Genomic DNA, 25,219 nt, shown 5'->3' on the forward strand with positions numbered 1-25,219 from the left:
AGATCAAAGCGGCAACGAACGGCCGAGGATGGCAAATGGGCGCGGGTCGCCCGCAAAGTGGTAGCCGCGGATGACGTCGGTGAACCCGAGGCGACGGTAGAGCCGCCAAGCACGGTTGGCCTCCCCGTTGATTTCCGGGGTGGACAGCAGCACCTGCTTCTCTGTCCGGTCGTCGAGCAGTCGGCGGATCAGGGCCTCACCGAGGCCGCGGCCCTGGGCGTCCGGGTGGATGTGCAGTTCGGTGAGTTCGAAATAGCTGTTCATCAGCTGAGAGATTCGATCGCGGTCGGCGCCGCTGCGCCGAAGACCTGAGACCACCTGCTGCTGCCACCACTGGTCGGGCGCACCGCAGTAGCCGTAGGCGATGCCGAGCATCGGGGCAGTGGCAGGTGGCGCCCCTGTGGTCGCCTCGTCGGGCAGGTCATCGGGCATTTCGACCGCCGCGACCGCTTTCCAGCCCCGCCTGCGGATGTGTTCGAGCCACATCGAGGCACGCTGATCCTCGGTGCCTCGCGGGTATCGCATGGCGTCGACGTAGACGGCCAGAGCGTCGCCGAGACGCTGCTGCATATCGCTCGGCGACAGATCGATCAGACGTGTCGCCAAGTGTCTGTCCCTCCCAGAGCTCGATCGTGTGGCCGACCTCCATTATCGGGAAGACCATGCGCTGCCTCCCACCGGCGGTGCACGTCATAGAATCGGGCGGCGAACAAGGTGGTACGGCTCAGATTCTGCTCGTATCATTACTGTTAAGTGCCCGTACACGCGGGCACGCCTGGTTTTGAACGACTGCGACGCCCCCACGGCAAGAGGGAGGGACGAATGCCACTCTCCGATCATGAGCAGCGCATGCTCGACCAGATCGAGAGCGCGCTCTACGCCGAGGACCCCAAGTTCGCGTCGAGCGTTCGCGGGGGCACTCTGCGGGCCCCCTCCACTCGACGCCGCCTGCAGGGAGCTGCTCTTTTCGTACTCGGCATCGCGATGCTGGTGTCCGGGGTGGCGTTCAAGGCGACCATGATCGGCAGCTTCCCGATCCTGTCGGTGATCGGCTTCATCGTGATGTTCGCCGGCGTGGTGTTCGCGATCACCGGGCCTCGGGTCGGTAAGGGAGATCGACTGCCCTCCGATTCGGGCGCACCACGGCAGAAGCGCGCCAAGGGGCCGGGCGGGTCGTTCACCAGTCGGATGGAAGATCGCTTCCGTCGTCGCTTCGACGAGTAGCGGATAGTACGAGTAGGGGCAGCCGATAGGGCTGCCCCTCTTTTTTGCCCCACCTCGCCCCACTGGCGCCTTCGGTGGGGCTTTCTGGTGTGTTGAGCTGGACATTCGCCGGGGACATCGTGTGGTCTGTGTTCGCGGCGGCAGCGGCGTGCGCTGGCATCTGCCCTGATGGTGGAGGTGCAGGAGAAACGCCGGGCGGTATTTGGAGCAAAGTGGGGCGTTGTGGGGTAAAGTGGCGGACAACGGAGCGACCGGGGTTCCGTTGAAAGCAGGGACTGCGAGGTGGCGGGATGTTCTTCGGCACCTACACGCCCAAGCTCGACGACAAAGGGCGACTGACGTTGCCCGCCAAATTCCGCGACGCGCTGGCAGGAGGGTTGATGGTCACCAAAAGCCAAGATCACAGCCTTGCTGTCCACCCCAGGGCCGAGTTCGAGGAGATGGTCGCCGAGATCTCCGCGAAGGCCAAGCGCGGCAACCCCCAGGCGCGCGCCTACCTGCGCAACCTGGCCGCCAGTACCGACGAGCAGTACCCGGACGCACAAGGCCGCATCACCCTCTCAGCAGAACACCGCCGCTACGCCAACCTGACCAAGGAGTGCGTGGTGACGGGTTCGATCGGGTTCCTGGAGATCTGGGATGCCCAGGCATGGCAGGACTACCAGGAGCTTCACGAAGAGAACTTCTCCGCGGCCAGCGATGAAGCACTCGGCGACATCCTCTGATCTGGCCACCGGCCCGCAGGCCCGTGCAGTGCGGCCTCTGCCCGAACCGGCCCTGACGTACTTCCCCGACGTCAGGTCCGCGCTCTCGGGCAGGGACCTCACTGCAGGGGCCGCCTCAATCTCACAGAGTGCAGCGATGGTGGACGAGCCTCATATCCCGGTCCTTCTCGACCGATGCGTCGAACTACTCGCGCCGGCGCTGATCCGCGAGGGCGACGACGGAGCCGGTGCGACACTGGTCGACGCGACGTTGGGGGCCGGCGGACATTCCGAGCGGTTCCTCACCCGATTCCCCGGCCTTCGGCTGATCGGCCTCGATCGCGACCAGGACGCGTTGCAGATCGCCGGCGACCGACTGGCCCCGTTCGGGGATCGAGTGACGCTGGTGCGCACCCGCTACGACGGCATCGCCGACGCCGTTGCCGCGCACGGCGGGAATGTCGATGCGATCCTGTTCGATCTCGGCGTCTCCTCCATGCAACTCGACCGGGCCGAGCGTGGCTTCTCGTATTCGGCCGACGCGCCGCTGGACATGCGGATGGACACCGGTTCCGACCTCACGGCGGCGCAGATCCTCAACTCCTACGACGAGAGGGCGTTGGCGCGCGTGCTGCGGGAGTACGGCGAGGAGAAGTTCGCCGGCCGCATCGCCTCCTTCATCGTGCGTCGCCGTGCGACGACGCCGTTCACTACCACCGGCGAGCTGGTCGAACTGCTCTATGACGCGATCCCTGCGCCCGCGCGACGCACCGGCGGCCACCCCGCCAAGCGCACATTCCAGGCGCTGCGGATCGAGGTCAACGCCGAGTTGGAATCGCTGCGGCGTGCTCTTCCCGACGCGCTCCGGGTGCTGCGTCCCCACGGCCGCGTCGCGGTAATGGCCTACCAGTCGCTGGAGGACCGGATCGTCAAGTCCGTGTTCGCCGGCGCCACCGCATCGCGCACCCCACCCGGGCTCCCGGTCGAACTGCCCGGGCACGGCCCCGAGTTCGTCGCGCTCACCCGAGGTGCCGAGCGCGCCGATGACGAAGAGATCGAACGCAATCCCAGAAGCGCCCCGGTCCGGTTGCGCGCGGTGGAGAAAGTTGGGGGACAGTAGCGATGAAGGCAAAGAGGCCAACGCGCACCACGGCGAACGCATCGTCGCGCTCTCGCGAGTCGGCGAAGAAGCCGCAGGCCCGGCGTAAGAGCAGGGGAGGGCGTGAGACCAAGCGAGTCCCATCCGACGCGCAGCCCCGCGGCGGCCGCAAGACGACCCGCGATGCCCGCCCCGCGCGGTCGGCGCCGCGGACGACGCCGATCGCACGCCCCGTCGACGCCCCGGCTCGCCCGAAGAGCGCCAGCCAGGCCAAGGCACGCGCCAAGGCGCGGAAAGCCAAGGCGCCGAAAGTCGTTCGGCCACCACTGCGGGAGCGGCTGCTCGTCAAGTTGGCATCGATCGAGCTGAACCCGCGCCGGCTCGTCGCCCGTGTGCCGTTCGTCGTCCTGGTGATCTCGGCTCTGGGTGTCGGCCTCGGCGTGACGCTGTGGCTGTCCACCGATGCCGCAGAGAGGTCGTATCAGCTCGGCAATGCGCGCGAGCTCAACCAGGCGCTGATGCAGCAGAAGGAAGCGCTCGAGCGCGATGTGCTGCAGGCCCAGGCCGCGCCCGCGCTCGCCGAAGCGGCCCGCCAACTGGGCATGATCCCGTCCCGGGACACCGCGCATCTTGTGCAGGATCCGTCGGGAAACTGGGTGGTTGTCGGGACACCGAAGCCGGCCGAGGGTGTCCCGCCGCCACCCCTCAACGCACCACTACCGGATCCGGCGCCCCCCGCGCCCCCGGCGCCTCGCGTCGTGGAGCCCCGTGAGGTGCCGGTGCGCATCCCGTCCGCCGCCACCCCGCTCGTCGTCGTCCCCGGCACCCCCGGCGCCCCGGGTGTGCCCGCTGCGCCGGTCGCCCCCGGTGTGACCGGTGTCGAGGTGCCGCACGCGGTGTCGGGACAGCTTCCCATCCCCGGGCCCGTCGCTCCGGTCGCGCCCGCCGAACCCCTGGCTCCGGCCCCCCTGGCCCCGGCGCCCCTGATTCCCGGGGCTCCCGCATGAGCCGCGGCGCCAAGCAGGGCAAGCCCGGCAAGGCCGTCGCCCGGGTCGCCGCCAAGGCACCGAACCAGGAACACTCGGCACGGGCCAGGCGCACTCGGCAGGCCGCACCCCAGAACGGGCTGCGCAGTGCGTCGTTCGTGTTCCGGCACCGCGCGGGCAACGCGGTCATCTTCCTTCTGCTGGTGGTGGCGGCAGCGCAACTGTTCACGTTGCAGGTTCCCAAAGCTGAGGGGTTGCGCGCGGAAGCGGCGGGCCAGTTGAAGGTCACCGACATCGACCCGGCGCTGCGCGGATCGATCGTCGACCGCAACGGCGACAAGCTCGCCTTTACCACCGAGGCCAGGGCGCTGACCTTCCAGCCGGTGAAGGTGCGCAAGCAACTGGAGGAGGCCTTCCAGAAAAGCGGTGAGCAATCCGACGAGGCGCCCGAACCCGACGCGCGGCTTCGTGAGATCGCCGCCGAGATCTCCCAGCGGCTGGGCAACAAACCCGACACCGCGACGGTGCTCAAGAAGTTGCGCAGCAATGAGACTTTCGTGTACCTCGCGCGTGCGGTCGACCCGACGATCGCCGACGCGATCACCTCCAAGTTCCCCGAAGTCGGTGCGGAACGCCAGGATCTGCGCCAGTACCCCGGTGGCGTGCTGGCCGCCAACATCGTCGGCGGCATCGACTGGGACGGCCACGGCCTTCTGGGACTTGAGGATTCGATGGACTCCGTGCTTGCGGGCACCGACGGTTCGGTGACCTATGACCGCGGCTCCGACGGTGTGGTCATCCCGGGCAGCTACCGCAACCGCCACGACGCGGTCAACGGGTCCACGGTCACGCTGACGATCGATGACGACATCCAGTTCTACGTGCAGCAGCAGGTGCAGCTGGCCAAGGACGCGTCAGGCGCCAAGAACGCCTCCGCGGTCGTCCTCGACGCCAAAACCGGTGAAGTGCTGGCGATGTCGAACGACAACACGTTCAATCCGGCCCAGGACATCAGCCGCCAGGACAACCGGCAGCTGGGCAACCTGCCCGTGTCGTCGCCGTTCGAGCCGGGCTCGGTGAACAAGATGATCACCGCTGCGGCCGTCATCGAGAACAAGCTCACGACGCCCGACGAGGTGCTGCAGGTGCCGGGGTCGATCAACATGGGCGGCGTCACCGTCGGCGACGCATGGGAGCACGGCACCATGCCGTACACCACGACGGGAGTGTTCGGAAAATCGTCGAACGTCGGCACGCTGATGCTGGCGCAGCGGCTCGGTCCTGAGAAGTACTCGGAGATGCTGAGGATGTTCGGCCTGGGGCAGCGCACCGGTGTCGGCCTGCCCGGCGAGAGCTCGGGCCTGGTGCCGCCGATCGACCAGTGGTCGGGCAGCACGTTCTCCAATTTGCCGATCGGGCAGGGTCTTTCGATGACCCTGCTGCAGATGACGGGCATCTACCAGACCATCGCCAACGACGGCGTGCGCGTTCCGCCGCGCATCATCAAGGAGACCGTGGCGCCGGACGGCACCGTGAAATCGGAGCCCCGGCCCGACGGCATCCGGGTGGTGTCGGCGCAGACGGCCCGCACCGTGCGCGACATGTTCAGGTCGGTGGTGCAGCGCGATCCGATGGGTGTGCAGCAGGGCACCGGCCCGCAGGCCGCGGTCGAGGGCTATCAGATCGCAGGCAAGACGGGCACCGCGCAGCAGATCAACCCGGCCTGTGGCTGCTACTACAGCGACGTCTACTGGATCACCTTTGCCGGCATGGCGCCTGCCGACGATCCGCGCTACGTCATCGGCGTGATGCTGGATGCGCCGCACCGCGCGGCGGACGGCTCGCCCGGCTCCTCGGCTGCGCCACTGTTCCACAACATCGCGTCGTGGCTGCTGCGGCGCGAGAACGTGCCGCTGTCGGCCGATCCGGGTGCGAGGCTGACGCTTCAGGCCGGCTGATCTGGCGGTCGGTACTGTGTCAACGCCATGAATCTGCGCCCCAGCCATCCCGTCGGTCTGTCGCTCGGCGCGTTGTCCGATCTGGTCTCCGCGGTTGCGGCCGCCGACCGTCCGATCCCTGACCTCCATGTCACCGGTGTCACCTTGCGGGGGCAGAACGCTCAGCCGGGCGACCTGTTCGCCGCGCTGCCCGGATCCAGAGCGCACGGCGCCCGCTACGCCGCCGATGCCGTCGAGCGGGGCGCGGTCGCGGTCCTGACCGACGCCGACGGCGTGGCCGAGATCGCCGAGCGCGGCGGACTGGATGTGCCGATCGTGGTGCACCCGCAACCCCGCGCGGCGCTGGGAGAAGTCGCCGCCGCCGTCTACGGAAGGCCGTCGGAGCATCTGCGCGTCATCGGCGTCACGGGCACGTCGGGCAAGACGACCACCACCTATCTCGTCGAGGCGGGTCTGCGCGCAGCGGACCGGGTGGCGGGGTTGATCGGTACCGTCGGCGTCAGGATCGATGGCCGCCAACAGCAGGGCGGGCTGACCACACCGGAAGCGCCCGAACTGCAGGCTCTGCTGGCGGTGATGCTCGAACAGGGGGTGGACACCGTCGTGATGGAGGTGTCCAGTCACGCCCTGACCCTCGGTCGTGTCGACGGTGTGGCGTTCGCCGTCGGCGGGTTCACCAATCTGTCGCGGGACCACCTCGATTTCCATCCGTCGATGGAGGACTACTTCGACGCGAAGGCCCGGCTGTTCGACCCGGCCTCGCCCACGCACGCCGCCCTGTCGGTCGTCTGTGTCGACGACGAGTGGGGACGCGCGATGGTGTCCCGCGCAGGCAAGGCGGTCACCGTGAGCGCGACAGGTACGGCCGACTGGCGGGCCGAGAACGTCGTTGCCGCCGACGGCGCGCAGGACTTCGTCGCCGTCGACCCCGCCGGGGTGCACCACAGCCTGGCGATCGGGCTGCCCGGGAGCTACAACGTGGCCAATTGCCTTCTCGCGGTGGCGCTGCTGGATGCAGTAGGGGTGTCCCCGGAACAGGCAGCGCCCGGACTGCGGGCGGCCACCGTACCCGGTCGTCTGGAGACCGTGGACCGCGGCCAGCCGTTCCTCGCGCTCGTCGACTATGCGCACAAGCCGGGTGCGTTGCGCGCCGTGCTGCAGACCTTGCGCGAGCAGGGTGAGGGCCGGCTGGCGGTCGTGTTCGGTGCGGGCGGCAACCGGGATGCGGGAAAGCGTGAGCCGATGGGCCGGGTGGCCGCGGAGCTGGCGGATCTGGTGGTGGTGACCGACGACAATCCGCGCGACGAGGACCCCGCGGCTATTCGTGCGGCGATCGTGGCCGGTGCTGCCGGTGCGGCGGCGGAGGTGGTCGAGATCGGTGACCGGCGCGCCGCGATCGACCATGCGGTGGCGTGGGCCGGGGCGGGGGACATCGTGCTGATCGCGGGCAAAGGCCATGAGGCCGGCCAGACCAGCAGGGGGGAGACGCGGCCCTTCGACGACCGCGACGAGTTGGCGGCGGCTCTGGAGGCGCGGTCGTGATCGCGCTGACGCTGAGCCGGATCGCCGAGATCGTCGGCGGCCGCCTCGCCGACGTGTCCCCCGAGGAGGCGAGCCTCATCCAGGTGACGGGCACCGTCGAGTTCGATTCCCGGAAGGTGACGCCCGGCGGGTTGTTCCTGGCGCTGCCGGGTGCGCGCACGGACGGGCACGACTTCGCGAAGACGGCCATCGCGTCGGGTGCGGTCGCCGTCCTGGCGGCTCGCCCGGTCGGCGTGCCCGCGATCGTCGTCGACCCGGTGACCCCCGATGCCTCGGTCGCGGGAACGGCCGGGGTGCTCGAACACGACGCCGACGGCTCCGGCGCCGCGGTGCTCGCCGCGCTGGCGAAGCTGGCCGCCGCGGTGGCCGCGGAACTCGTGGCGGGTGGGCTGACGATCGTCGGCATCACCGGCTCGTCCGGTAAGACATCGACCAAGGACCTCATCGCCGCGGTGCTCGCGCCGCTCGGGGAGGTGATCGCTCCGCCGGGGTCGTTCAACAACGAGCTGGGTCATCCCTGGACCGTGCTGCGCGCCACGCCGTCGACGAAATTCCTCGTGCTGGAGATGTCGGCGCGCCACCCCGGCAACATCGCCGCGCTCGCCCGGATCGCGCCACCCTCGATCGGTGCGGTGCTCAACGTCGGCACCGCCCACCTCGGCGAGTTCGGCTCCCGCGAAGCCATCGCTGCCACCAAATCCGAACTCCCACAAGCAGTTCCGGCGTCCGGGGTGGTGGTCCTGAACGCCGACGATCCGGTCGTCGCCGCGATGGCCGAGAAAACGGCCGCGCGGATCGTGCGCGTCGGCCGGGGGCCCGACGCGGACATCCGCGCCGAGGACGTCAGCCTGGACGCGCTGGCCCGGCCCAGGTTCACGCTGCACGCTGCGGGCTCCCAGGTTCCCGTCAGCCTCGCCGTGCACGGCGACCACCAGGTCGGCAACGCACTGGTGGCCGCGGCGATCGCCCTGGAGTGCGGAGCCACGCCGGAGCAGGTGGCGGCGTCACTCGCCGCGGCCGGTCCGGTGTCGCAGCACCGCATGCAGGTCACCGCCCGCCAGGACGGCGTCACGATCATCAACGACGCCTACAACGCCAACCCGGATTCGATGGCCGCGGGGCTCAAGGCGCTCGCGTGGATGGCCCGGGAGGCCCGCAGTTTCGCCGTGCTGGGCGAGATGGCCGAGCTCGGTGACGACGCGATAAGCGAGCATGACCGCATCGGAAGGCTGGCGGTGCGCTTAGATGTGTCTCGACTCATCGTCGTCGGATCCGGGAGGCCTATGAGCGCCATGCTGCACGGGGCAGTCATGGAGGGGTCGTGGGGATCCGAGGCGACCCCGGTCGCCGATGCCGACGCTGCACTTGCGTTGCTGCGCGACGAACTGCAGGCCGGTGACGTGGTCCTGGTGAAGGCATCCAACTCGGCGGGCCTCGGTGCGCTGGCCGAGGCACTGGCAGCCGACGACACCGGCGGGGGCGGCCGGTGAGGCAGATCCTGATCGCGGTCGCGATCGCGGTGGCGGTCTCGATCCTGCTGACCCCGGTGCTGATCCGGCTGTTCACCCGGCAGGGCTTCGGCCACGAGATCCGCGAGGACGGCCCTCCCAGCCATCACAAGAAGCGCGGCACCCCGTCGATGGGGGGCGTCGCGATCCTGGCGGGCATCTGGGCCAGCTACTTCGGCACCCACCTGGTCGGCGTCCTGATGGACGGTAAGGGTCCGTCCGCCTCGGGCCTGTTGGTGCTGGGCCTGGCCACCGCGCTGGGCATCGTCGGCTTCCTCGACGATCTGATCAAACTCCGCCGCGCCCGCAACCTCGGCTTGAACAAGACGGCCAAGACGATCGGCATCCTCGTCGCCGCCGTGCTGTTCGGGGTTCTGGCGCTGCAGTTCCGCAACGCCGATGGGCTGACCCCCGGCAGCGCCGAGCTGTCCTACGTGCGCGAGATTGCCACGGTCACGCTGGCGCCCGCGGTGTTCGTGCTGTTCTGCGTGGTGATCGTTAGCGCGTGGTCCAACGCCGTGAACTTCACCGACGGGCTCGACGGCCTCGCTGCGGGCGCGATGGCGATGGTGTGCGCCGCCTACGTGCTCATCACGTTCTGGCAGTTCCGCAACGCGTGCGCGACCAGCCCCGGCGTGGGCTGCTACAACGTGCGCGACCCGCTCGACCTCGCGATCATCGCCGCGGCCACCGCGGGAGCGTGCATCGGGTTCCTGTGGTGGAACGCCGCGCCGGCCAAGATCTTCATGGGTGACACCGGCTCACTGGCGCTCGGTGGCGTCATCGCAGGTCTGTCGGTGACCAGCCGCACCGAGATGCTCGCGGTCGTGCTCGGCGCCCTGTTCGTCGCCGAGGTCACCTCGGTCGTCGTGCAGATCCTTGCGTTCCGCACCACCGGGCGGCGGGTGTTCCGGATGGCACCGTTCCATCACCACTTCGAATTGGTGGGCTGGGCCGAGACGACGGTGATCATCAGATTCTGGCTGCTCACGGCCATCGCCTGCGGGCTCGGCGTCGCGCTCTTCTACAGCGAATGGCTGACCACTGTCGGGGCTTGAGCCCCTGGCGAAGGGCTCACGCGTACTCGTCACCGGCGCGCGCGTCACCGGCCAGGCGATTCTCGCGGCGCTGGCACCGCTGGGGGCGCGCGCCACGTTGACCGACGACAGCCCCGCCGCGCTGGAGGCCTTCGCCCAGCAGGGGGTCGAGGTACTCGATCCCGCTGCTGCCGTCGACCAGATCGACGACTTCGCCCTCGTCGTCACCAGCCCGGGCTTTCCCCCGACAGCGCCGGTGCTGGCCGCTGCGGCGGCCGCCGGGGTCCCGGTGTGGGGTGATGTGGAGCTCGCCTGGCGGCTGGACCGGTCCGGCCGGTACGGCCCGCCCCGGAAGTGGCTCGTGGTGACGGGCACGAACGGCAAGACGACGACGACGTCGATGCTGTTCGCGATGCTCGAGGCGGCGGGCAGGCGCGCGGTGCTGTGCGGCAACATCGGCGACCCCGTCCTGTCACTGCTGGACCATCCCGCCGAGGTGCTGGCCGTCGAGCTGTCCAGCTTCCAGTTGCACTGGGCGCCGTCGCTGCGCCCCGAGGCAGGCGTGGTGCTCAACGTCGCCGAAGATCATCTCGACTGGCACGGCTCGATGGATGCGTACGCCGCGGACAAGGCGCGGGTCCTGACGGGCAGGGTCGCCGTGGGCGGGCTGGACGACGCCGTCGCCGCTGCGCTGCTGCGCGACGCGCACGCTCCGGTCAAGGTCGGCTTCCGGCTGGGTGAGCCGGGGCCGGACGAACTCGGCGTCCGCGACGGGATGCTGATCGACCGGGCGTTCGGTGACGCCGTGCCGCTCGCGGCCGCCGACAGCATTCCGGTCGCCGGACCGGTCGGCGTGCTGGACGCGCTCGCGGCGGCGGCGCTCGCCCGCGCGGTCGACGTGCCGCCCGCAGCGATCGCCGAGGCGCTCACGTCCTTTCAGGTGGGTAGGCACCGGGCCGAGGTCGTTGCGGTCTCGGGCGGCATCACCTACGTCGACGACTCCAAGGCGACCAACCCGCACGCCGCCCTGGCCTCGATCAACGCCTATCCGCGGGTGGTCTGGGTGGCCGGAGGCCTGCTCAAGGGCGCATCTGTGGACGAGGTCGTTGCGGCGAGCGCACCTCGCCTGGCCGGCGCCGTGCTGATCGGGCAGGACAGGGCGGTCATCGGCAACGCGTTGGCGCGACACGCGCCGGATGTCCCCGTCGTCGAGCTGGTGACGGGGGAGGATTCTGTGGTGCATGAGAACGATGTGGCGGGTGTTACTCGTGTGACTCAGGTTTTCGCCGGGACGCGTCCGCTGGGCGACGCTGTCATGGAGGCCGTGGTCGACGCCGCCCGCGGACTGGCCAGGCCGGGTGACACCGTGCTGCTCGCCCCCGCAGGGGCCTCGTTCGACCAGTTCACCAGCTACGGGCACCGAGGCGACGCGTTTGCCGCGGCCGTGCGCGCAGCGACCGGGTAGATCGTGAGCACCATCGTTCAGCGGCTGCGCAGCCGTCGCGCCAACCCGGCGAACGACGACGGCCAGACCGGCAAGCCGGTCGCCGCCCCTCAGGGCGCTCAGGCGGTGGTCGCGATGCCGCGCACCCGCGTCGGCGCCTGGCTGAGCCGGCCGATGACCTCTTTTCACCTGATCGTCGCGATCACGGCGCTGCTGATCACCATGGGTTTGACGATGGTGCTGTCGGCGTCGGGCGTGTACTCCTACGACACCGACGGCTCACCGTGGTCGGTGTTCGCCAAACAGCTGCTGTGGACCGTGATCGGGCTGTTCGCGTTCTACGTCGCGCTGCGGACGCCGGTGGCGATCATGCGCCGCTTCGCCTTCGCAGGCTACGGCTTCACCATCGTCCTGCTGGTTCTCGTGCTCATCCCGGGAATCGGCAAGGTGGCCAACGGCTCTCGCGGTTGGTTCGTCGTCGCCGGTTTCTCGATGCAACCGTCGGAGCTGGCCAAGATCGCGCTCGCGATCTGGGGCGCCCACCTGCTGGCGGCACGGCGTATGGAGCACGCGTCGCTGCGCGAGATGCTCGTGCCGCTGGTGCCCGCCGCGGTGATCGCGCTGGCCCTGATCGTTGCGCAGCCCGACCTCGGGCAGACGTTGTCGATGGGCGTGATCCTGCTCGGACTGCTCTGGTACGCCGGCCTGCCGCTGCGGGTCTTCCTGACCTCGCTGGGGGCCGTCCTGGTCTCCGGTGTGATCCTGGCGCTCGCCGAGGGCTACCGGTCGGCCCGCGTGCAGTCGTGGCTGAACCCGACCGCCGACGCGCAGGGTTCTGGCTACCAGGCCCGGCAGGCCCGCTTCGCGCTCGCCAATGGAGGTGTGTTCGGCGACGGTCTCGGCCAGGGCACCGCCAAGTGGAATTATCTGCCCAACGCGCACAACGACTTCATCTTCGCGATCATCGGCGAAGAGCTCGGCTTCATCGGCGCCGCGGGGCTGCTGGTGCTGTTCGGTCTGTTCGCCTACACGGGCATGCGGATCGCGCGGCGCTCGGCGGACCCATTCCTGCGCCTGCTCACCGCGACCGCCACGCTGTGGATCCTGTCCCAGGTGTTCATCAACGTCGGCTACGTCGTCGGGCTGCTCCCCGTCACCGGCCTGCAGCTGCCGCTGATCTCCTCGGGCGGCACGTCGACGGCCACCACGCTGCTGATGATCGGCATCATGGCCAACGCCGCGCGCCACGAGCCGGAGGCGGTGGCCGCCCTGCGCGCCGGCCGCGACGACCGCGTCAACCGCATTCTGCGGCTGCCGTTGCCCGCGCCGTACGTGCCGACCCGTACCGAGGCGTTGCGCGACCGCCTGCGCCGTCGTCCCGCGGCGCAGGACAAAAAGCCCACCGGAAAGCCCCCGAAGAAGGGCAAGACCCGCAAGCCCCAGCCCGCCCGGCACCCGGTGCGCTCCGGGAAGGCGTCCGGCGGTTACGGTGATACCCAGCGCAATCAGGGCCGCAGGGCTCGCACACTGGAAGGTCAGCGTTACGGGTGACGGGGATATCGGTCCCGGCGGGGCAGGAGCGCAGCGACCGGGGGATTTCCATCGTTCTGGCCGGCGGCGGCACGGCAGGCCACGTCGAACCCGCAATGGCGGTCGCCGATGCGTTGACCGCGCTCGATCCGCGAGTGCGGATCACCGCGTTGGGCACCCAGCGGGGTCTGGAGACCAGGCTGGTGCCCCAGCGCGGATATGACCTCGAGCTCATCACCCCTGTCCCGTTGCCGCGCAAGCCGTCCGGCGACCTGCTCCGGCTGCCGATGCGGGTACGGCAAGCCGTCAGGCAGACCCGTGCGGTTCTCGACAGCGTCTCCGCCGACGTCGTCATCGGGTTCGGCGGTTACGTGGCGCTGCCCGCATATCTGGCCGCGCGGCGTCGCGTGCCCGTCGTGGTCCACGAGGCGAACGCGAGCGCCGGGTGGGCCAACAAGGTCGGTGCCCGGTCCGCCCAGCGGGTGCTGTCCGCGGTTCCGGATCCCGGTCTCGGACGCGTCGAGGTGGTGGGAGTTCCTGTGCGCGAGGCGATCACGTCTCTGGACCGCCTGGCCCTGCGTACCGAGGCTCGCAGGCACTTCGGGTTCACCGACGACGCGAAGGTGTTGTTGGTGTTCGGCGGGTCCCAGGGTGCGCAGTCGTTGAACCGGGCTGTTGCCGGCGCGGCGGAAAGCCTTGCCGCCGCGGGTATCTCGGTGCTGCACGCACACGGTCCCAAGAACACCCTAGAGCTGCGCACGCCGCGGCCGGAGGATCCGCCCTACGTCGCGGTGCCGTATCTGGATCGGATGGATCTGGCTTACGCCGCCGCCGATCTGGCGGTGTGCCGGTCCGGGGCGATGACCGTCGCCGAGGTCAGCGCCGTCGGACTGCCCGCCGTCTACGTGCCGCTGCCCATCGGCAACGGCGAACAGCGGCTCAACGCCCTGCCGGTGGTCGAGGCGGGGGGCGGCATGGTCGTCGACGACCGTTCCCTCACATCGGAATTCGTCGCAGGCACGGTCCCCGGTCTTCTGAACGACGACGCCGGTCTCGCGGCGATGACGACGGCCGCAGCGCTGGCGGGCCACCCCGACGCCGCGCGCCGGGTGGCCGAGATCGCACTCGACGTTGCGCGAGGGGCACGCCGATGAGCGCCGAGCTGCCGGAGGAACTCCAGCGGGTTCACATGGTCGGCATCGGCGGGGCCGGCATGTCGGGCATCGCGCGAATCCTGCTCGACCGCGGGGGACTGGTGTCGGGATCGGACGCCAAGGATTCCCGCGGGTTGATCGCGTTGCGTGCCCGCGGGGCTCAGGTCCGCGTCGGCCACGATCCGTCCGCATTGGACATGTTGCCCGGCGGACCCACCGCGGTGGTGACGACGCACGCCGCGATCCCGAAGACCAACCCGGAGCTGGTCGAGGCCCGCAGTCGCGGAATCCCGGTCATCCTGCGCCCGGCCGTGCTCGCCAAACTGATGGCGGGTTACACCACCCTGATGGTGACGGGAACGCACGGCAAGACGACGACGACATCGATGATCATCGTGGCGTTGCAACACAGCGGTTTCGACCCGTCCTTCGCCGTCGGCGGCGACTTCGGCCAGGCGGGCACCAACGCCCACCACGGCAGCGGCACGAGCTTTGTCGCCGAGGCCGACGAAAGCGACGGCTCCCTGCTCGAGTACAGCCCGGACATCGTGGTGGTCACCAACATCGAGGCCGATCACCTCGACTTCTACGGCAGCGTCGAGGCGTACACGGCTGTCTTCGACCAGTTCGTCGAGCGCATCAGGCCCGGCGGCGCCCTGGTGGTGTGCGCCGACGACGCGGGTGCGGCGGCGTTGGGAGACCGCGCCGCGGAGCTCGGGGTGCGGGTGTTGCGGTACGGAAGCGCAACGGATCTCGACGCAACCCTGGTCGAGTGGAGCCAGCAGGGCACGGGTGCCGCCGCCGAGATCGCGCTGCGTGGCGAGAGTCGGCCGCGGGCGGTACGACTGTCGGTGCCGGGCAGGCACATGGCGCTCAACGCGCTCGGCGCACTGCTCGCGTCGGTCGAGGCCGGGGCCGCGGTGGATTCGGTGCTCGACGGTCTCGCCGGATTCGACGGTGTGCGACGCCGTTTCGAGTTGGTCGGGACCGCAAACGGGGTCCGAGTCTTCGACGACTACGGACATCACCCGACCGAGGTTCGCGTCACACTCGCCGCATTGCGCGCCGCGGTCGAGGGCCAGGGCCGCGCGATCGCCGTCTTCCAGCCGCATTTGTATTCGCGCACAGAGACTTTCGCTGCCGAGTTCGGTGCGGCGTTGAGCGCGGCCGACGAGGTCTTCGTCCTGGACGTCTACGCCGCCCGAGAACAACCGCTGGCCGGTATCAGCGGAGCGACGGTCGCCGATGCGGTGTCGGCGCCCGTGACCTATGTTCCCGACTTCTCCGCGGTGGCCGCGCGGGTGGCCGCGTCCGTGGCTCCCGGGGACGTCGTCGTGACGATGGGGGCCGGTGACGTCACGCTGCTGGGGCGCGAGATCCTCGCCGAGGTTCAGGCCAGGGCATGACGGAGCCGACGGAGCCCGCCGAGCCCACGGAACCCGAGTCCGAGTCCGAGGATTTCGAGGGCCCCCGGCGGCGTGCGCGGCGGGAACGCGAGGAGCGCCGCGCGGCACAGGCCAGGGCCACCGCGATCGAGGAGGCCCGCCGGGAAGCCAAGCGGAAGGTGCTCGGTCAGCCCGAACCGCAGACCAAGACCCTCGGCCGCGGCACCGTCCGCGGGTTGAAGGTGCTCATGTGGACAGCCGTGCTCGCCGTCGTCGTGGTCGGCCTCGGGCTGCTGCTGTATTTCACGCCGATCATGTCGGCGCGCAGCATCGTCGTCACGGGGGTGGGGGCGGTGACGCAGGAAGAGGTGGTGGCCGCGGCCGCCGTCGCGCCGGGAACGCCGCTGCTGCAGGTGAACACCGATGCCGTGGCCGAGCGCGTGGCGGGGATCCGCCGCATCGCGTCGGCCCGGGTGCAGCGCCAGTACCCGTCGACGCTGCGCATCACGGTCGTGGAGCGGGTGCCGGTCGTGGTCAGGGACTATCCGGATGGTGTGCACCTGTTCGACAAGGACGGCGTCGACTTCGCCACCGGCCCGCCTCCGCCCGGCATTCCGTACCTGGAGACCGACAACCCCGGGCCCAACGACCCGGCCACCGAGGCGGCGCTGCAGGTGATGACCTCGCTGCGGCCCGACGTCGCCAGCCAGGTGGGCCGCGTGTCGGCGCCGTCGATGGCCTCGATCACGCTGACGTTGATCGACGGCCGGACCGTGGTGTGGGGGACGACCGACCGCACCGAGGAGAAAGCCCTCAAGCTGGGCGCGCTGCTGACGCAGCCCGGCCAGATCTACGACGTTTCCAGCCCGGATCTGCCGACCGTCAAGTAGCGGACCGTTACGCAAGATTTTTGTCGTGTCGTTTCGGCGCGCCTGCCCGGCATGGGCGGCACCCGGCCCTACCGTTCTGGTTGCGCGGAACAACTTGACATAACTCTAAGCCTCTTGTTGAGGTTGAGGGTTTGCTCCAGCGGTTATCCGTACCACGACAGGCAATCCGAAGCAGGAAGGGCACCCATGACCCCCCCGCATAACTACCTCGCAGTCATCAAGGTGGTCGGCATCGGCGGCGGTGGCGTCAACGCCGTCAACCGGATGATCGAGCAAGGCCTCAAAGGCGTCGAGTTCATCGCGATCAACACCGACGCGCAAGCGCTGCTGATGAGCGATGCCGACGTCAAACTCGATGTCGGCCGCGATTCGACCCGCGGTCTCGGCGCAGGCGCGGATCCGGAGGTGGGCCGCAAGGCCGCCGAGGACGCCAAGGACGACATTGAAGAGCTGCTGCGCGGCGCCGACATGGTGTTCGTCACCGCCGGCGAAGGCGGCGGCACCGGCACCGGTGGCGCGCCCGTCGTCGCGTCGATCGCCCGCAAGCTCGGCGCGCTGACCGTCGGCGTCGTGACGCGGCCGTTCTCGTTCGAGGGCAAGCGGCGCAGCAACCAGGCCGAGAACGGTATCCAGGCGCTGCGCGAGAGCTGCGACACCCTCATCGTCATCCCCAACGACCGGCTGCTGCAGATGGGCGATGCCGCCGTGTCCCTGATGGACGCCTTCCGCAGCGCCGACGAGGTACTGCTCAACGGCGTGCAGGGCATCACCGATCTGATCACCACGCCGGGTCTGATCAACGTCGACTTCGCCGACGTCAAGGGCGTCATGAGCTCGGCAGGCACTGCCCTGATGGGTATCGGCTCGGCCCGCGGTGACGGCCGTGCCCTCAAGGCCGCCGAGATCGCGATCAACTCGCCGCTGCTGGAAGCCTCGATGGAGGGTGCGCAGGGCGTGCTGCTCTCAGTCGCCGGCGGCAGCGACCTCGGCCTGTTCGAGATCAACGAGGCCGCCTCGCTCGTGCAGGATTCCGCGCACCCGGACGCCAACATCATCTTCGGCACGGTCATCGACGACTCGCTCGGCGACGAAGTGCGCGTCACCGTCATCGCGGCGGGCTTCGACGCCGCGGGACCGGGCCGCAAGCCCGTCACCGGGGAATCGCAGGCTGCCGCCGCGGCAGCGGCGCCGGCTCAGCCGATCGCGCCGGGCAAGGCAGGCCGGGTGAACTCGTCGATCTTCGAGCCTTCGGATGCCGCGAGCGTGCCCGCCGGGCACACCAACGGCGCCACAGTCCGGATCGGCGGCGGGGGCGACGACGGCATCTCCGATGACGACGTCGACGTGCCGCCGTTCATGCGCCACTAGTCCGCCGGGTCGCGCTGTGTCCTTCCGGGTTAGGCGCGTCACCACCACCCGCGCCGGTGGGGTTTCCAAGCCGCCGTTCGCGACGTTCAATCTGGGCGATCACGTGGGTGACGATCCGCGTGCGGTCGCGGCCAACCGGCGCCGTCTCGCAGAGGCGATCGGGCTGGGTGTCGACCGGGTGGTGTGGATGAACCAGGTCCACAGCGCCAACGTCGCTCTCGTCGATCACGGTGGCGACACCATGTCCGACACCGACGCTTTGGTGACGACGGTGCCGCGGCTCGCACTGGCGGTGGTGACCGCTGACTGCGTTCCCGTGCTGATGGCCGATGCGCGCGCCGGGGTGGTGGCCGCGGTGCACGCGGGCCGGGTCGGCGCCGCGAACGGGATCGTCGCGCGGACGTTGGAGACGATGGTCGAGGCCGGGGCGGATGTCGGCGACGTGTCGGTGCTCCTGGGGCCTGCGGTCAGCGGACGCAATTACGAGGTGCCCGAGGCGATGGCCGCGGACGTCGAACGGGTGCTGCCCGGCAGCCGCGCAAGGACGAGCCGGGGCACGCCCGGTTTGGATCTGCGCGCCGGAATCGCTACGCAGTTGCGGTCTCTGGGCGTCACGTCGATCGACGTCGACCCGCGTTGCACCGTCGAAGACCGGAATCTGTTCAGCCACCGGCGGGACAACCCGACCGGACGGCTGGCGTCGTTGATCTGGTTGGAGCCGGGGCGATGACGTCGCGTGAACAGGAACTCGGCGCGGCGCTGACGGCGCTCCGCGAGCGACTGCACGATGCGGCGCAGGACGCGGGCCGGGATGTCGCCGACATCGAATTGCTGCCGGTCACCAAGTTCTTCCCCGCATCCGACGTGGTCGCGTTGTATCGGCTCGGCTGCACGGCGTTCGCGGAATCGCGCGATCAGGAAGCTACCGCCAAGGTCGAGGAGGTTCGTCGCGAGGTCGGGTCTGCGCAGATCCGCTGGCACATGGTCGGCCGGATCCAGCGCAACAAGGCGCGGTCGGTGGCCGAGTGGGCCTATGCGGCGCACTCCGTCGACAGCGTCAAGGTGGTCGCGGCGCTCGACCGTGGCGCCTCGGAGGCGCTCGAAGCAGGGCGACGATCGGCGCCGCTCAAGGTGTATCTGCAGCTCAGTCTCGATGGAGACGAAGCGCGAGGCGGGATCGACGTCGACGCGACAGCGCGTATCGACGAGCTGTGTCACGCGGTCGACGCGGCGGCAGGTCTGGAATTCGTGGGCCTGATGGCCATTCCACCGTTGGGATCTGATGCCGGCGAAGCGTTTTCGCGCCTGGAGCGCGAGCGTGACCGGGTGCAGGGCCAGTACCGGCAACGATTGAAGCTGTCGGCGGGCATGTCCGGCGATCTGGAATCGGCGGTCAAACACGGGTCCAGTTGTGTGCGTGTCGGTACCGCGCTAATGGGACCGCGACCGCTAACGTCACCGGAAGTAGTCACACCAGTCACACCTTCATCACAGGCACCGCAAGAAGGGTCCGAACAATGAGCACACTGCACAAAGTCAAGGCCTACTTCGGTATGGCGCCGATGGACGACTACGAAGACGATTACTACGAGGACGACGACCGCGGCCCCGCGCGCGGTTACCGGCGCCCGCGCGAGGACCGCTTCGAGGACGAGGGCTACTCGCGCGGATACGACGACCGTGCTCGCGAGTACGACGAGCCGGCGGCATACCGCGGTGGGATGCCCGGCGGCTTCGACGACGCCCGCTTCGAGGCCCGCATGCGAGCGCCGCGTGAATTCGACCGCACCCCACCACGTTTCGGTGCCATGCGCGGTTCGACCCGCGGTGCCCTGGCCATGGACCCGCGCGGAATGGCCGAGCTGTTCGAGGCCGGCAGCCCGCTGGCCAAGATCACCACGCTGCGCCCGAAGGATTACAGCGAGGCGCGCACCATCGGCGAGCGGTTCCGCGACGGAACCCCGGTGATCATGGACCTGGTCTCGATGGACAACGCCGATGCCAAGCGACTCGTCGACTTCGCGGCAGGGCTCGCGTTCGCGCTGCGCGGCTCGTTCGACAAGGTCGCCACCAAGGTGTTCCTGCTCTCACCAGCGGATGTGGATGTCACCGCCGAGCAGCGCCGGCGCATCGCGGAGGCGGGCTTCTACGCCTACCAGTAGGCAGGTCCGTCACCCCGGGTAGGCTGACTTCGTCGCACTCGAGCTGCGGCCCAGGCTGTAGTTGGCCTGTTGTCAAAGTCACACATCTGCCTGAGTGAGGTCGGCTTCGTTGGCGCTCTTCTTCGAAATTCTGGGTTTCGCGCTGTTCGTTTTCTGGCTGCTTCTGATTGCCCGGGTCGTTGTCGAGTTCATCCGCTCGTTCAGCCGCGACTGGCATCCGCGCGGGGTGACGGTCGTCTTGCTGGAAATCATCATGACGCTGACGGATCCGCCGGTGAAGCTGCTCCGACGGATAATCCCGCAGCTCACGATAGGTGCGGTCCGGTTCGACCTGTCGATCATGGTTCTGCTTCTCGTCGCGTTCATCGGCATGCAGCTGGCTTTCGGCGCCGCCGGCTGACCCACGTCCGGTGCCGGCGATTCGGCCGCGAAACCGTGGCCGTCAGGGGACACCCAGGGTGCCGACCGCCACCGGAAAAGTTGAGTTTCGGTCTTAATTATCGGCCTCGCCTGCAACCGCCGGGTCTGGTGTGACAGGATGGACGCCAGTTACGTTCCAGTAAGGCTTTACACTTCGTGATCAGTTGACGGTCCAGACTTCAAGGGGGCAGACGATGCCGCTCACTCCTGCCGACGTGCACAACGTGGCGTTCAGCAAGCCACCCATTGGCAAACGCGGCTACAACGAGGACGAGGTCGACGCCTTCCTCGACCTGGTCGAAAACGAGCTGTCCCGCCTCATCGAGGAGAACACCGATCTGCGTCAGCGGGTCGCTGAGCTGGATCAGGAACTCGCCGGTGCCCGCGCAGGCGGAGGCGCCGCTCAGCCGACCCAGACCCTCCCAGTCTACGAGCCGGAGCCCGAACCCGCACCGGCTCCCGCGCCGGAGCCCGTATACGAGGCGCCGCCCGTGCAGCAGCAGCCGGCCGCTCCGGCGACCGAGGATCAGCACCTCCGGGCCGCCAAGGTGCTCAGCCTGGCGCAGGACACCGCCGACCGCCTCACCAACAGCGCCAAGGCCGAGTCCGAGAAGATGCTGGCCGACGCCCGTGCCGAGGCCGACCAGCTGGTCACCGAGGCCCGCCAGACCGCCGAGACCACAGTGACGGAGGCGCGTCAGCGCGCGGACGCGATGCTGGCCGACGCGCAGAACCGTTCCGAGACGCAGCTGAGGCAGGCGCAGGAGAAGGCCGACGCCCTCCAGGCCGACGCCGAGCGCAAGCATTCCGAGATCATGGGCACCATCAACCAGCAGCGCACTGTCCTGGAGGGTCGCCTCGAGCAGCTCCGCACCTTCGAGCGCGAGTACCGCACGCGTCTGAAGACCTACCTGGAGTCGCAGCTCGAGGAGCTGGGGCAGCGCGGCTCGGCCGCGCCGGTGGATTCGGGGGCCAACAACGACGGCGGCTTCAACCAGTTCAACCGGGGCAACAACTAGTCGCGTGCCTCTAGCACCTAGGGTGGGCCCATGCTGATCGTCGCGCTCGTGCTCGCCGTCGTCGGTCTCGCTGCTCTGGTGATGGCTGTCGTCACCAGCAACGAGCTCATCGCCTGGGTGTGTATCGCCGCCAGTGTCATCGGTGTCGTGTTGTTGATCGTCGACGCCATCCGGGACCGCTCCAAGAGCGATGCCGGCGAAACACCGCCTGGCACAGGCGTTCTCGCCGAAGACGAGGCCGAGTACGAGGACTACCCGGACGAAGCGCCGATTGTCGAGGACTACGACGAGACCCCCCGCGACGACACCGTCGCCGTCGATGTGGCGTCCACCGAGCAGCCCGCCGAACTACCCGAAGACGAGAAGCCGAAGAACTGAGCGCTGCTCAGCCGGGCACTGCGAGGAGGTCGCGCACCTCGTCGTCGCTGACCTGATGGAAATCCGCGAAGACCTGACCGACCGCCTGGAAGTGCGCCGGCATGGTCGAGCACACCACATGGTCGGCTTCCTCTTGTAACAGCCGGCACACCGTCGTCGGGCCCACCGGAACGCCGACGATCACCCGCGCGGCACCGGCCTGCCGAACCGATCTCACCGCCGCGACCATGCTGGCACCCGTGGCAATTCCGTCGTCGACGAGAACGACCGTGCGTCCGGCGACGTCGAGCGGCCCGCGGTCACCCCGGTAGGCCAGTTCGCGGCGTCGCAGTTCAGCGGTCTCCCGCGTGATCGCCTCACGCACCTGCTCGTCGCCGATTCCGAGGTTGCGCAACAGGTCCTGATTGAGGACGACGCCGCCGCCGGTGGCGACGGCACCCATGGCGAGTTCGGGCCACTGGGGAACCCCGAGCTTGCGGACGAGGCACACATCGAGCGGGGCGTCCAGCGCCCACGCCACCTCGGCGCCGACCGGCACGCCGCCACGTGCCAGACCCAGGACGGAGAGATCTGACTGCCCTCGGTACCGGTCGAGATCGCGCGCCAGAACCTGGCCGGCCTCGCGGCGGTCCCGAAAGGTTCGTGTTTTGTCATTCATGGCACGGTCCTCGGGGGAGTACCCGTTCGATGATGGGGATATCCACCAGTGAAAACGAGGGAGACCATGGGCATCGAATACGAGAGCGTCGTCGACCACCCACGCGAGGAGGTGTGGAACTGGTTCAGCCGCCCGGGCGCGATGCCCCGGCTGGTGCCACCCTGGCAGCCCATGACCGTGATCGCGGAGGCCGACTCGCTCGCAGACGGCACGGCGGTGCTCGGATTGCCCGGCGGCCTGCGCTGGGTGGCGCGTCACGACCCGTCGGCCTACATTCCCGGCAGCCGCTTCGCCGACGAACTCTCCTCGCACGGCATCGCGTCATGGCCGCCGCGGGTGATCGGCGGCTGGCGGCACGTTCACACGTTCGCCGACGTCGGTACCCAGACCCGGGTGCATGACGAGGTCGACGCGGTGGTGCCTGCTGCCGGGTTGCGGTCGACCTTCGTGTACCGGCACCGTCAGCTCGCCGACGATCTGGCTGCGCACCGGCGGGCTGCGGAGGCGGGGATGAAGCCCATGACCGTCGCCGTCACCGGATCCTCGGGGTTGGTCGGCTCCGCGCTGAGTGCGTTCCTCACCAGCGGCGGTCATCGCGTGATCAGACTCGTCCGCGGTGAGGCGCGCGGAGCCGACGAGCGGCACTGGAACCCCCAGGCGCCCGCGGCGGACCTGCTCTCCGGCGTCGACGCCGTCGTCCACCTGGCCGGCGAATCCATCGCGGGGCGCTTCACCGACGCGCATCAGCGGGCCATCCGGGACAGTCGTATCGAGCCGACTCGGCGTCTGGCCGCGGCCGCGGCGTCGGCAGAGAACGGCCCTGATGTTTTCATCAGCGCGTCAGCGGTCGGCTTCTACGGCTTCGACCGCGGTGACACCCAGCTGACGGAGGACAGCACACGCGGAGACGGATTCCTCGCCGACGTGGTCACCGACTGGGAGGCCGCGACGGTCCCCGCGTCCGACGCCGGACTGCGTGTGGTCAAGGTTCGGACGGGAATTGTGCAGGCGGCCAACGGCGGAACGCTTCGTCTGTTGAGGCCACTGTTCGCGGCGGGGTTGGGCGGACGGCTCGGCAGCGGCAAGCAGTGGTTGTCGTGGATCGGCCTCGACGACCTCACCGACATCTATCACCGGGCCCTGTACGACGATCGGCTCAGCGGTCCGGTGAACGCGGTCGGGCCCGACCCGGTCCGCAACACGGAGTACACCGAGGAGCTCGCGCGGGTGCTGCACCGCCCCGCGATGGTGCCGGTGCCGTCGTTCGGACCGCGACTTCTGCTGGGAGAGAAGGGTGCTCGCGAACTGGCTGAGGCGAGCCAGCGGGTCATTCCATCGAAACTGCGCAGTGTCGGCCACGAGTTCAGGCATCGCGACGTCGCCGACGCGCTGGCGCATCAACTCGGCCGCGAGTGACCCGCCACGTGTGTCAGGAAGCCGCGCAACAGCTTTCGGATCCTTTCCCCGGTGTCACCGGCGAGTTCCGTTGTGCGGTCGAGTAGTTCGCCGTGATCCAACCCGGCGGCGGCGACGTCGCCGGTGTGGTCGGCGGCCAGCCAGACCTTGAGCAGGTCGGCGTCAACCTCCGGATGGAACTGCAGCGCCAGGGCCCGGCCGAGGACGAATGCCTGGGACGCATTCGGGGTCCTGGCGATCTCGGTCGCTCCGGGCGGCAGGGTCCAGCGATCGAAATGCCATTGGAACCATGGTCCGCCCGGCACCACATCGGGCCGATCGGTCGGGATGTCGTACCACCCGATCTCCGGGTGCGGACCGCGGGCCACGGTGCCGCCGAACGCCTGCGCGAGCAGCTGCCCGCCGAAACACACTCCGAGAAGCGCTATCCCCGCGTCGGCGGCGTCGCGCACGAGCTGCATCTCGGTGGTCACCCAGGTGTCGATGAGTGCAGGGTCGTAGACGGGCCAGGTCGCGCCCAAGGGGACGATGACGTCGTAGCCCATGGGGTCGGGAAAGTCGACGTTTCCGGCGGGGCGGTCGATCCGCTCGGCAGGGACGACCTCGAACGTGTGGATGTCGAACCCTTGTTCGGCGAACGCGTCACCGAGAAGCGCCGGGGTCGCGAGGTGTTCGTTGACCAGAAACAGGACCTTGGATGCCACGACGGCCATTATCGGTCGGCCCGTTCCCGATCGCGAAGCAGTAGGGCCACCTCCGTGGAGGTGGCCCTACTGGTAGGCGAAGCTACTTCACGTTGACGTAGTAGACGTACCCCGTGATGGTCTGCTGATAGGTGCGGTCGCCGAAGTAATCCCGGACGGTGCTGCGGATGGGGGCTCCGCGGTTGACGCTGACAACGCTGGCTTGATCCAGCGGGGCGTCGGATTGCTTCTGGACGATGACGCGGTTGCCATCGGCTTCGAGCTGGCTGATCGTGGCCTGCGCGTCAGAGCCGCTCGGTGCAGCCACTGCCGGGGCGGCCAGTCCGAGGACGGCGGCAGACAGCCCTGCGACGGCGGCGGTGGTGATGCTGAACTTCTTCATGGTGGTGATTGCTCTTCCCTTGTCTGGGTCGGAGCCGTGGAGCGTGTCTCGCGGTTTCGACTTCGTCTTTTCTTCCTGATCTTGGTGATCTGCTGGGTTAAACCGCCAGGTCAGGTCAATAATTCCGCTGGCAGGAAATGGTGGCCGGTTGGCAGAATCCCGTCGGCGTAATTTGATGCTCCTATCTCTGTCAAGGGGTTAAGCAGCGCCGATGTGTTGGATGTTGAGCCAGTGGCGGTAGTTGGCGGCCA

General features: G+C 69.0%; 25 protein-coding genes. 21 read left to right on the plus strand and 4 right to left on the minus strand.

Annotation, left to right across the window (positions count from 1 at the left end; all coding sequences use genetic code 11):
* Positions 1 to 3: 3 nt before the first annotated feature.
* On the minus strand, positions 4 to 606 hold the full coding sequence (locus tag ACAG24_RS16985; RefSeq protein WP_370473547.1) for a GNAT family N-acetyltransferase: 603 nt from the start codon (positions 604 to 606) through the stop codon (positions 4 to 6).
* A gap of 216 nt (positions 607 to 822) precedes the next feature.
* Between ACAG24_RS16985 and ACAG24_RS16990 the strand changes: the two genes are divergently transcribed.
* The 20 genes from ACAG24_RS16990 (at position 823) to ACAG24_RS17085 (ending at position 21,808) form a co-directional block, all read left to right on the plus strand.
* Positions 823 to 1,224 (plus strand): SCO2097 family morphological protein, encoded by a 402-nt coding sequence (locus tag ACAG24_RS16990; RefSeq protein WP_370473546.1) that lies wholly within the window; start codon positions 823 to 825, stop codon positions 1,222 to 1,224.
* 290 nt (positions 1,225 to 1,514) lie between these two features.
* Positions 1,515 to 1,949 carry a division/cell wall cluster transcriptional repressor MraZ gene (locus ACAG24_RS16995; RefSeq protein WP_370473545.1) on the plus strand — a complete coding sequence of 145 codons (435 nt, stop codon included), beginning with the start codon at positions 1,515 to 1,517 and terminating at the stop codon, positions 1,947 to 1,949.
* Positions 1,924 to 3,048: a 16S rRNA (cytosine(1402)-N(4))-methyltransferase RsmH gene (gene rsmH, locus ACAG24_RS17000; RefSeq protein ID WP_370473544.1), complete on the plus strand. Its 1,125-nt coding sequence runs from the start codon at positions 1,924 to 1,926 to the stop codon at positions 3,046 to 3,048. The genes ACAG24_RS16995 and rsmH overlap by 26 nt, the downstream gene beginning before the upstream one ends.
* Before the next feature lie 2 nt (positions 3,049 to 3,050).
* Positions 3,051 to 4,034: a cell division protein FtsL gene (gene ftsL, locus ACAG24_RS17005; RefSeq protein ID WP_370473543.1), complete on the plus strand. Its 984-nt coding sequence runs from the start codon at positions 3,051 to 3,053 to the stop codon at positions 4,032 to 4,034.
* Positions 4,031 to 5,971, plus strand: coding sequence for a peptidoglycan D,D-transpeptidase FtsI family protein (locus ACAG24_RS17010; RefSeq protein ID WP_370473542.1), 1,941 nt, complete (start codon positions 4,031 to 4,033; stop codon positions 5,969 to 5,971). The genes ftsL and ACAG24_RS17010 overlap by 4 nt, the downstream gene beginning before the upstream one ends.
* A gap of 27 nt (positions 5,972 to 5,998) precedes the next feature.
* A complete protein-coding gene (locus ACAG24_RS17015; protein WP_370473541.1) occupies positions 5,999 to 7,513 on the plus strand; it encodes a UDP-N-acetylmuramoyl-L-alanyl-D-glutamate--2,6-diaminopimelate ligase in 1,515 nt (504 codons plus the stop codon).
* On the plus strand, positions 7,510 to 9,003 hold the full coding sequence (locus ACAG24_RS17020) for a UDP-N-acetylmuramoyl-tripeptide--D-alanyl-D-alanine ligase (RefSeq protein WP_370473540.1): 1,494 nt from the start codon (positions 7,510 to 7,512) through the stop codon (positions 9,001 to 9,003). The genes ACAG24_RS17015 and ACAG24_RS17020 overlap by 4 nt, the downstream gene beginning before the upstream one ends.
* Positions 9,000 to 10,079 (plus strand): phospho-N-acetylmuramoyl-pentapeptide-transferase, encoded by a 1,080-nt coding sequence (gene mraY / locus ACAG24_RS17025; RefSeq protein ID WP_370473539.1) that lies wholly within the window; start codon positions 9,000 to 9,002, stop codon positions 10,077 to 10,079. Before ACAG24_RS17020 ends, mraY begins: the two co-directional genes overlap by 4 nt.
* Positions 10,066 to 11,523, plus strand: coding sequence for a UDP-N-acetylmuramoyl-L-alanine--D-glutamate ligase (murD, locus tag ACAG24_RS17030; protein WP_370473851.1), 1,458 nt, complete (start codon positions 10,066 to 10,068; stop codon positions 11,521 to 11,523). Before mraY ends, murD begins: the two co-directional genes overlap by 14 nt.
* Positions 11,524 to 11,526: 3 nt before the next feature.
* Positions 11,527 to 13,053 carry a putative lipid II flippase FtsW gene (gene ftsW / locus ACAG24_RS17035; RefSeq protein WP_370473538.1) on the plus strand — a complete coding sequence of 509 codons (1,527 nt, stop codon included), beginning with the start codon at positions 11,527 to 11,529 and terminating at the stop codon, positions 13,051 to 13,053.
* The gene (gene murG / locus ACAG24_RS17040; protein ID WP_370473537.1) at positions 13,050 to 14,186 is read left to right on the plus strand and encodes an undecaprenyldiphospho-muramoylpentapeptide beta-N-acetylglucosaminyltransferase; all 1,137 of its coding nucleotides are present in this window, start codon (positions 13,050 to 13,052) and stop codon (positions 14,184 to 14,186) included. The genes ftsW and murG overlap by 4 nt, the downstream gene beginning before the upstream one ends.
* Positions 14,183 to 15,592 (plus strand): UDP-N-acetylmuramate--L-alanine ligase, encoded by a 1,410-nt coding sequence (gene murC, locus ACAG24_RS17045; RefSeq protein WP_370473536.1) that lies wholly within the window; start codon positions 14,183 to 14,185, stop codon positions 15,590 to 15,592. The genes murG and murC overlap by 4 nt, the downstream gene beginning before the upstream one ends.
* Complete coding sequence (locus ACAG24_RS17050) at positions 15,589 to 16,461, plus strand: cell division protein FtsQ/DivIB (RefSeq protein WP_370473535.1); 873 nt, start codon at positions 15,589 to 15,591, stop codon at positions 16,459 to 16,461. The genes murC and ACAG24_RS17050 overlap by 4 nt, the downstream gene beginning before the upstream one ends.
* A 186-nt stretch (positions 16,462 to 16,647) precedes the next feature.
* Positions 16,648 to 17,829: a cell division protein FtsZ gene (gene ftsZ, locus ACAG24_RS17055; RefSeq protein ID WP_370473534.1), complete on the plus strand. Its 1,182-nt coding sequence runs from the start codon at positions 16,648 to 16,650 to the stop codon at positions 17,827 to 17,829.
* A gap of 16 nt (positions 17,830 to 17,845) precedes the next feature.
* The gene (pgeF, locus tag ACAG24_RS17060) at positions 17,846 to 18,559 is read left to right on the plus strand and encodes a peptidoglycan editing factor PgeF (protein ID WP_370473533.1); all 714 of its coding nucleotides are present in this window, start codon (positions 17,846 to 17,848) and stop codon (positions 18,557 to 18,559) included.
* The gene (locus ACAG24_RS17065) at positions 18,556 to 19,350 is read left to right on the plus strand and encodes a YggS family pyridoxal phosphate-dependent enzyme (RefSeq protein WP_370473532.1); all 795 of its coding nucleotides are present in this window, start codon (positions 18,556 to 18,558) and stop codon (positions 19,348 to 19,350) included. Before pgeF ends, ACAG24_RS17065 begins: the two co-directional genes overlap by 4 nt.
* Positions 19,347 to 19,991 (plus strand): cell division protein SepF, encoded by a 645-nt coding sequence (locus ACAG24_RS17070; RefSeq protein ID WP_370473531.1) that lies wholly within the window; start codon positions 19,347 to 19,349, stop codon positions 19,989 to 19,991. The genes ACAG24_RS17065 and ACAG24_RS17070 overlap by 4 nt, the downstream gene beginning before the upstream one ends.
* A 109-nt stretch (positions 19,992 to 20,100) precedes the next feature.
* Positions 20,101 to 20,391 carry a YggT family protein gene (locus tag ACAG24_RS17075; RefSeq protein ID WP_370473530.1) on the plus strand — a complete coding sequence of 97 codons (291 nt, stop codon included), beginning with the start codon at positions 20,101 to 20,103 and terminating at the stop codon, positions 20,389 to 20,391.
* 214 nt (positions 20,392 to 20,605) lie between these two features.
* Entirely contained in the window at positions 20,606 to 21,430 is an 825-nt protein-coding gene (gene wag31, locus ACAG24_RS17080; protein WP_370473529.1) for a DivIVA-like cell division protein Wag31, read from the plus strand.
* 30 nt (positions 21,431 to 21,460) lie between these two features.
* The gene (locus ACAG24_RS17085; protein ID WP_370473528.1) at positions 21,461 to 21,808 is read left to right on the plus strand and encodes a phage holin family protein; all 348 of its coding nucleotides are present in this window, start codon (positions 21,461 to 21,463) and stop codon (positions 21,806 to 21,808) included.
* 7 nt (positions 21,809 to 21,815) lie between these two features.
* On the opposite strand, the gene ACAG24_RS17090 is transcribed toward ACAG24_RS17085, so the two are convergent.
* Positions 21,816 to 22,466 carry a phosphoribosyltransferase gene (locus ACAG24_RS17090; protein ID WP_370473527.1) on the minus strand — a complete coding sequence of 217 codons (651 nt, stop codon included), beginning with the start codon at positions 22,464 to 22,466 and terminating at the stop codon, positions 21,816 to 21,818.
* Positions 22,467 to 22,532: 66 nt separating this feature from the next.
* Here ACAG24_RS17090 and ACAG24_RS17095 point away from each other — a divergent pair, with 66 nt between their 5' ends.
* Entirely contained in the window at positions 22,533 to 23,882 is a 1,350-nt protein-coding gene (locus ACAG24_RS17095) for a TIGR01777 family oxidoreductase (protein ID WP_370473526.1), read from the plus strand.
* Here the strand turns inward: ACAG24_RS17095 and ACAG24_RS17100 are convergent.
* Positions 23,864 to 24,595: a type 1 glutamine amidotransferase gene (locus ACAG24_RS17100; protein WP_370473525.1), complete on the minus strand. Its 732-nt coding sequence runs from the start codon at positions 24,593 to 24,595 to the stop codon at positions 23,864 to 23,866. The two genes, ACAG24_RS17095 and ACAG24_RS17100, sit on opposite strands and share 19 nt — an antisense overlap.
* A gap of 73 nt (positions 24,596 to 24,668) precedes the next feature.
* A complete protein-coding gene (locus tag ACAG24_RS17105; RefSeq protein WP_370473524.1) occupies positions 24,669 to 24,968 on the minus strand; it encodes a hypothetical protein in 300 nt (99 codons plus the stop codon).
* Positions 24,969 to 25,219 lie beyond the last annotated feature (251 nt).

The sequence above is a fragment of the Mycobacterium bulgaricum genome (assembly GCF_041287165.2).
GTDB lineage: Bacteria > Actinomycetota > Actinomycetes > Mycobacteriales > Mycobacteriaceae > Mycobacterium > Mycobacterium bulgaricum.

Coding starts and splice junctions, on each gene's coding strand:
- ACAG24_RS17100 (WP_370473525.1), bottom strand. CDS start 24,595: ATGGCCGTCGTGGCATCCAAGGTCCTGTTTCTGGTCAACGAACACCTC.
- ACAG24_RS17010 (WP_370473542.1), top strand. CDS start 4,031: ATGAGCCGCGGCGCCAAGCAGGGCAAGCCCGGCAAGGCCGTCGCCCGG.
- wag31 (WP_370473529.1), top strand. CDS start 20,606: ATGCCGCTCACTCCTGCCGACGTGCACAACGTGGCGTTCAGCAAGCCA.
- ACAG24_RS17090 (WP_370473527.1), bottom strand. CDS start 22,466: ATGAATGACAAAACACGAACCTTTCGGGACCGCCGCGAGGCCGGCCAG.
- ACAG24_RS17105 (WP_370473524.1), bottom strand. CDS start 24,968: ATGAAGAAGTTCAGCATCACCACCGCCGCCGTCGCAGGGCTGTCTGCC.
- ACAG24_RS17070 (WP_370473531.1), top strand. CDS start 19,347: ATGAGCACACTGCACAAAGTCAAGGCCTACTTCGGTATGGCGCCGATG.
- ACAG24_RS16995 (WP_370473545.1), top strand. CDS start 1,515: ATGTTCTTCGGCACCTACACGCCCAAGCTCGACGACAAAGGGCGACTG.
- ACAG24_RS16990 (WP_370473546.1), top strand. CDS start 823: ATGCCACTCTCCGATCATGAGCAGCGCATGCTCGACCAGATCGAGAGC.
- ACAG24_RS17095 (WP_370473526.1), top strand. CDS start 22,533: ATGGGCATCGAATACGAGAGCGTCGTCGACCACCCACGCGAGGAGGTG.
- ftsL (WP_370473543.1), top strand. CDS start 3,051: ATGAAGGCAAAGAGGCCAACGCGCACCACGGCGAACGCATCGTCGCGC.
- ACAG24_RS17065 (WP_370473532.1), top strand. CDS start 18,556: ATGACGTCGCGTGAACAGGAACTCGGCGCGGCGCTGACGGCGCTCCGC.
- ACAG24_RS17050 (WP_370473535.1), top strand. CDS start 15,589: ATGACGGAGCCGACGGAGCCCGCCGAGCCCACGGAACCCGAGTCCGAG.
- rsmH (WP_370473544.1), top strand. CDS start 1,924: ATGAAGCACTCGGCGACATCCTCTGATCTGGCCACCGGCCCGCAGGCC.
- ACAG24_RS17015 (WP_370473541.1), top strand. CDS start 5,999: ATGAATCTGCGCCCCAGCCATCCCGTCGGTCTGTCGCTCGGCGCGTTG.
- ftsZ (WP_370473534.1), top strand. CDS start 16,648: ATGACCCCCCCGCATAACTACCTCGCAGTCATCAAGGTGGTCGGCATC.
- murC (WP_370473536.1), top strand. CDS start 14,183: ATGAGCGCCGAGCTGCCGGAGGAACTCCAGCGGGTTCACATGGTCGGC.
- ACAG24_RS17085 (WP_370473528.1), top strand. CDS start 21,461: ATGCTGATCGTCGCGCTCGTGCTCGCCGTCGTCGGTCTCGCTGCTCTG.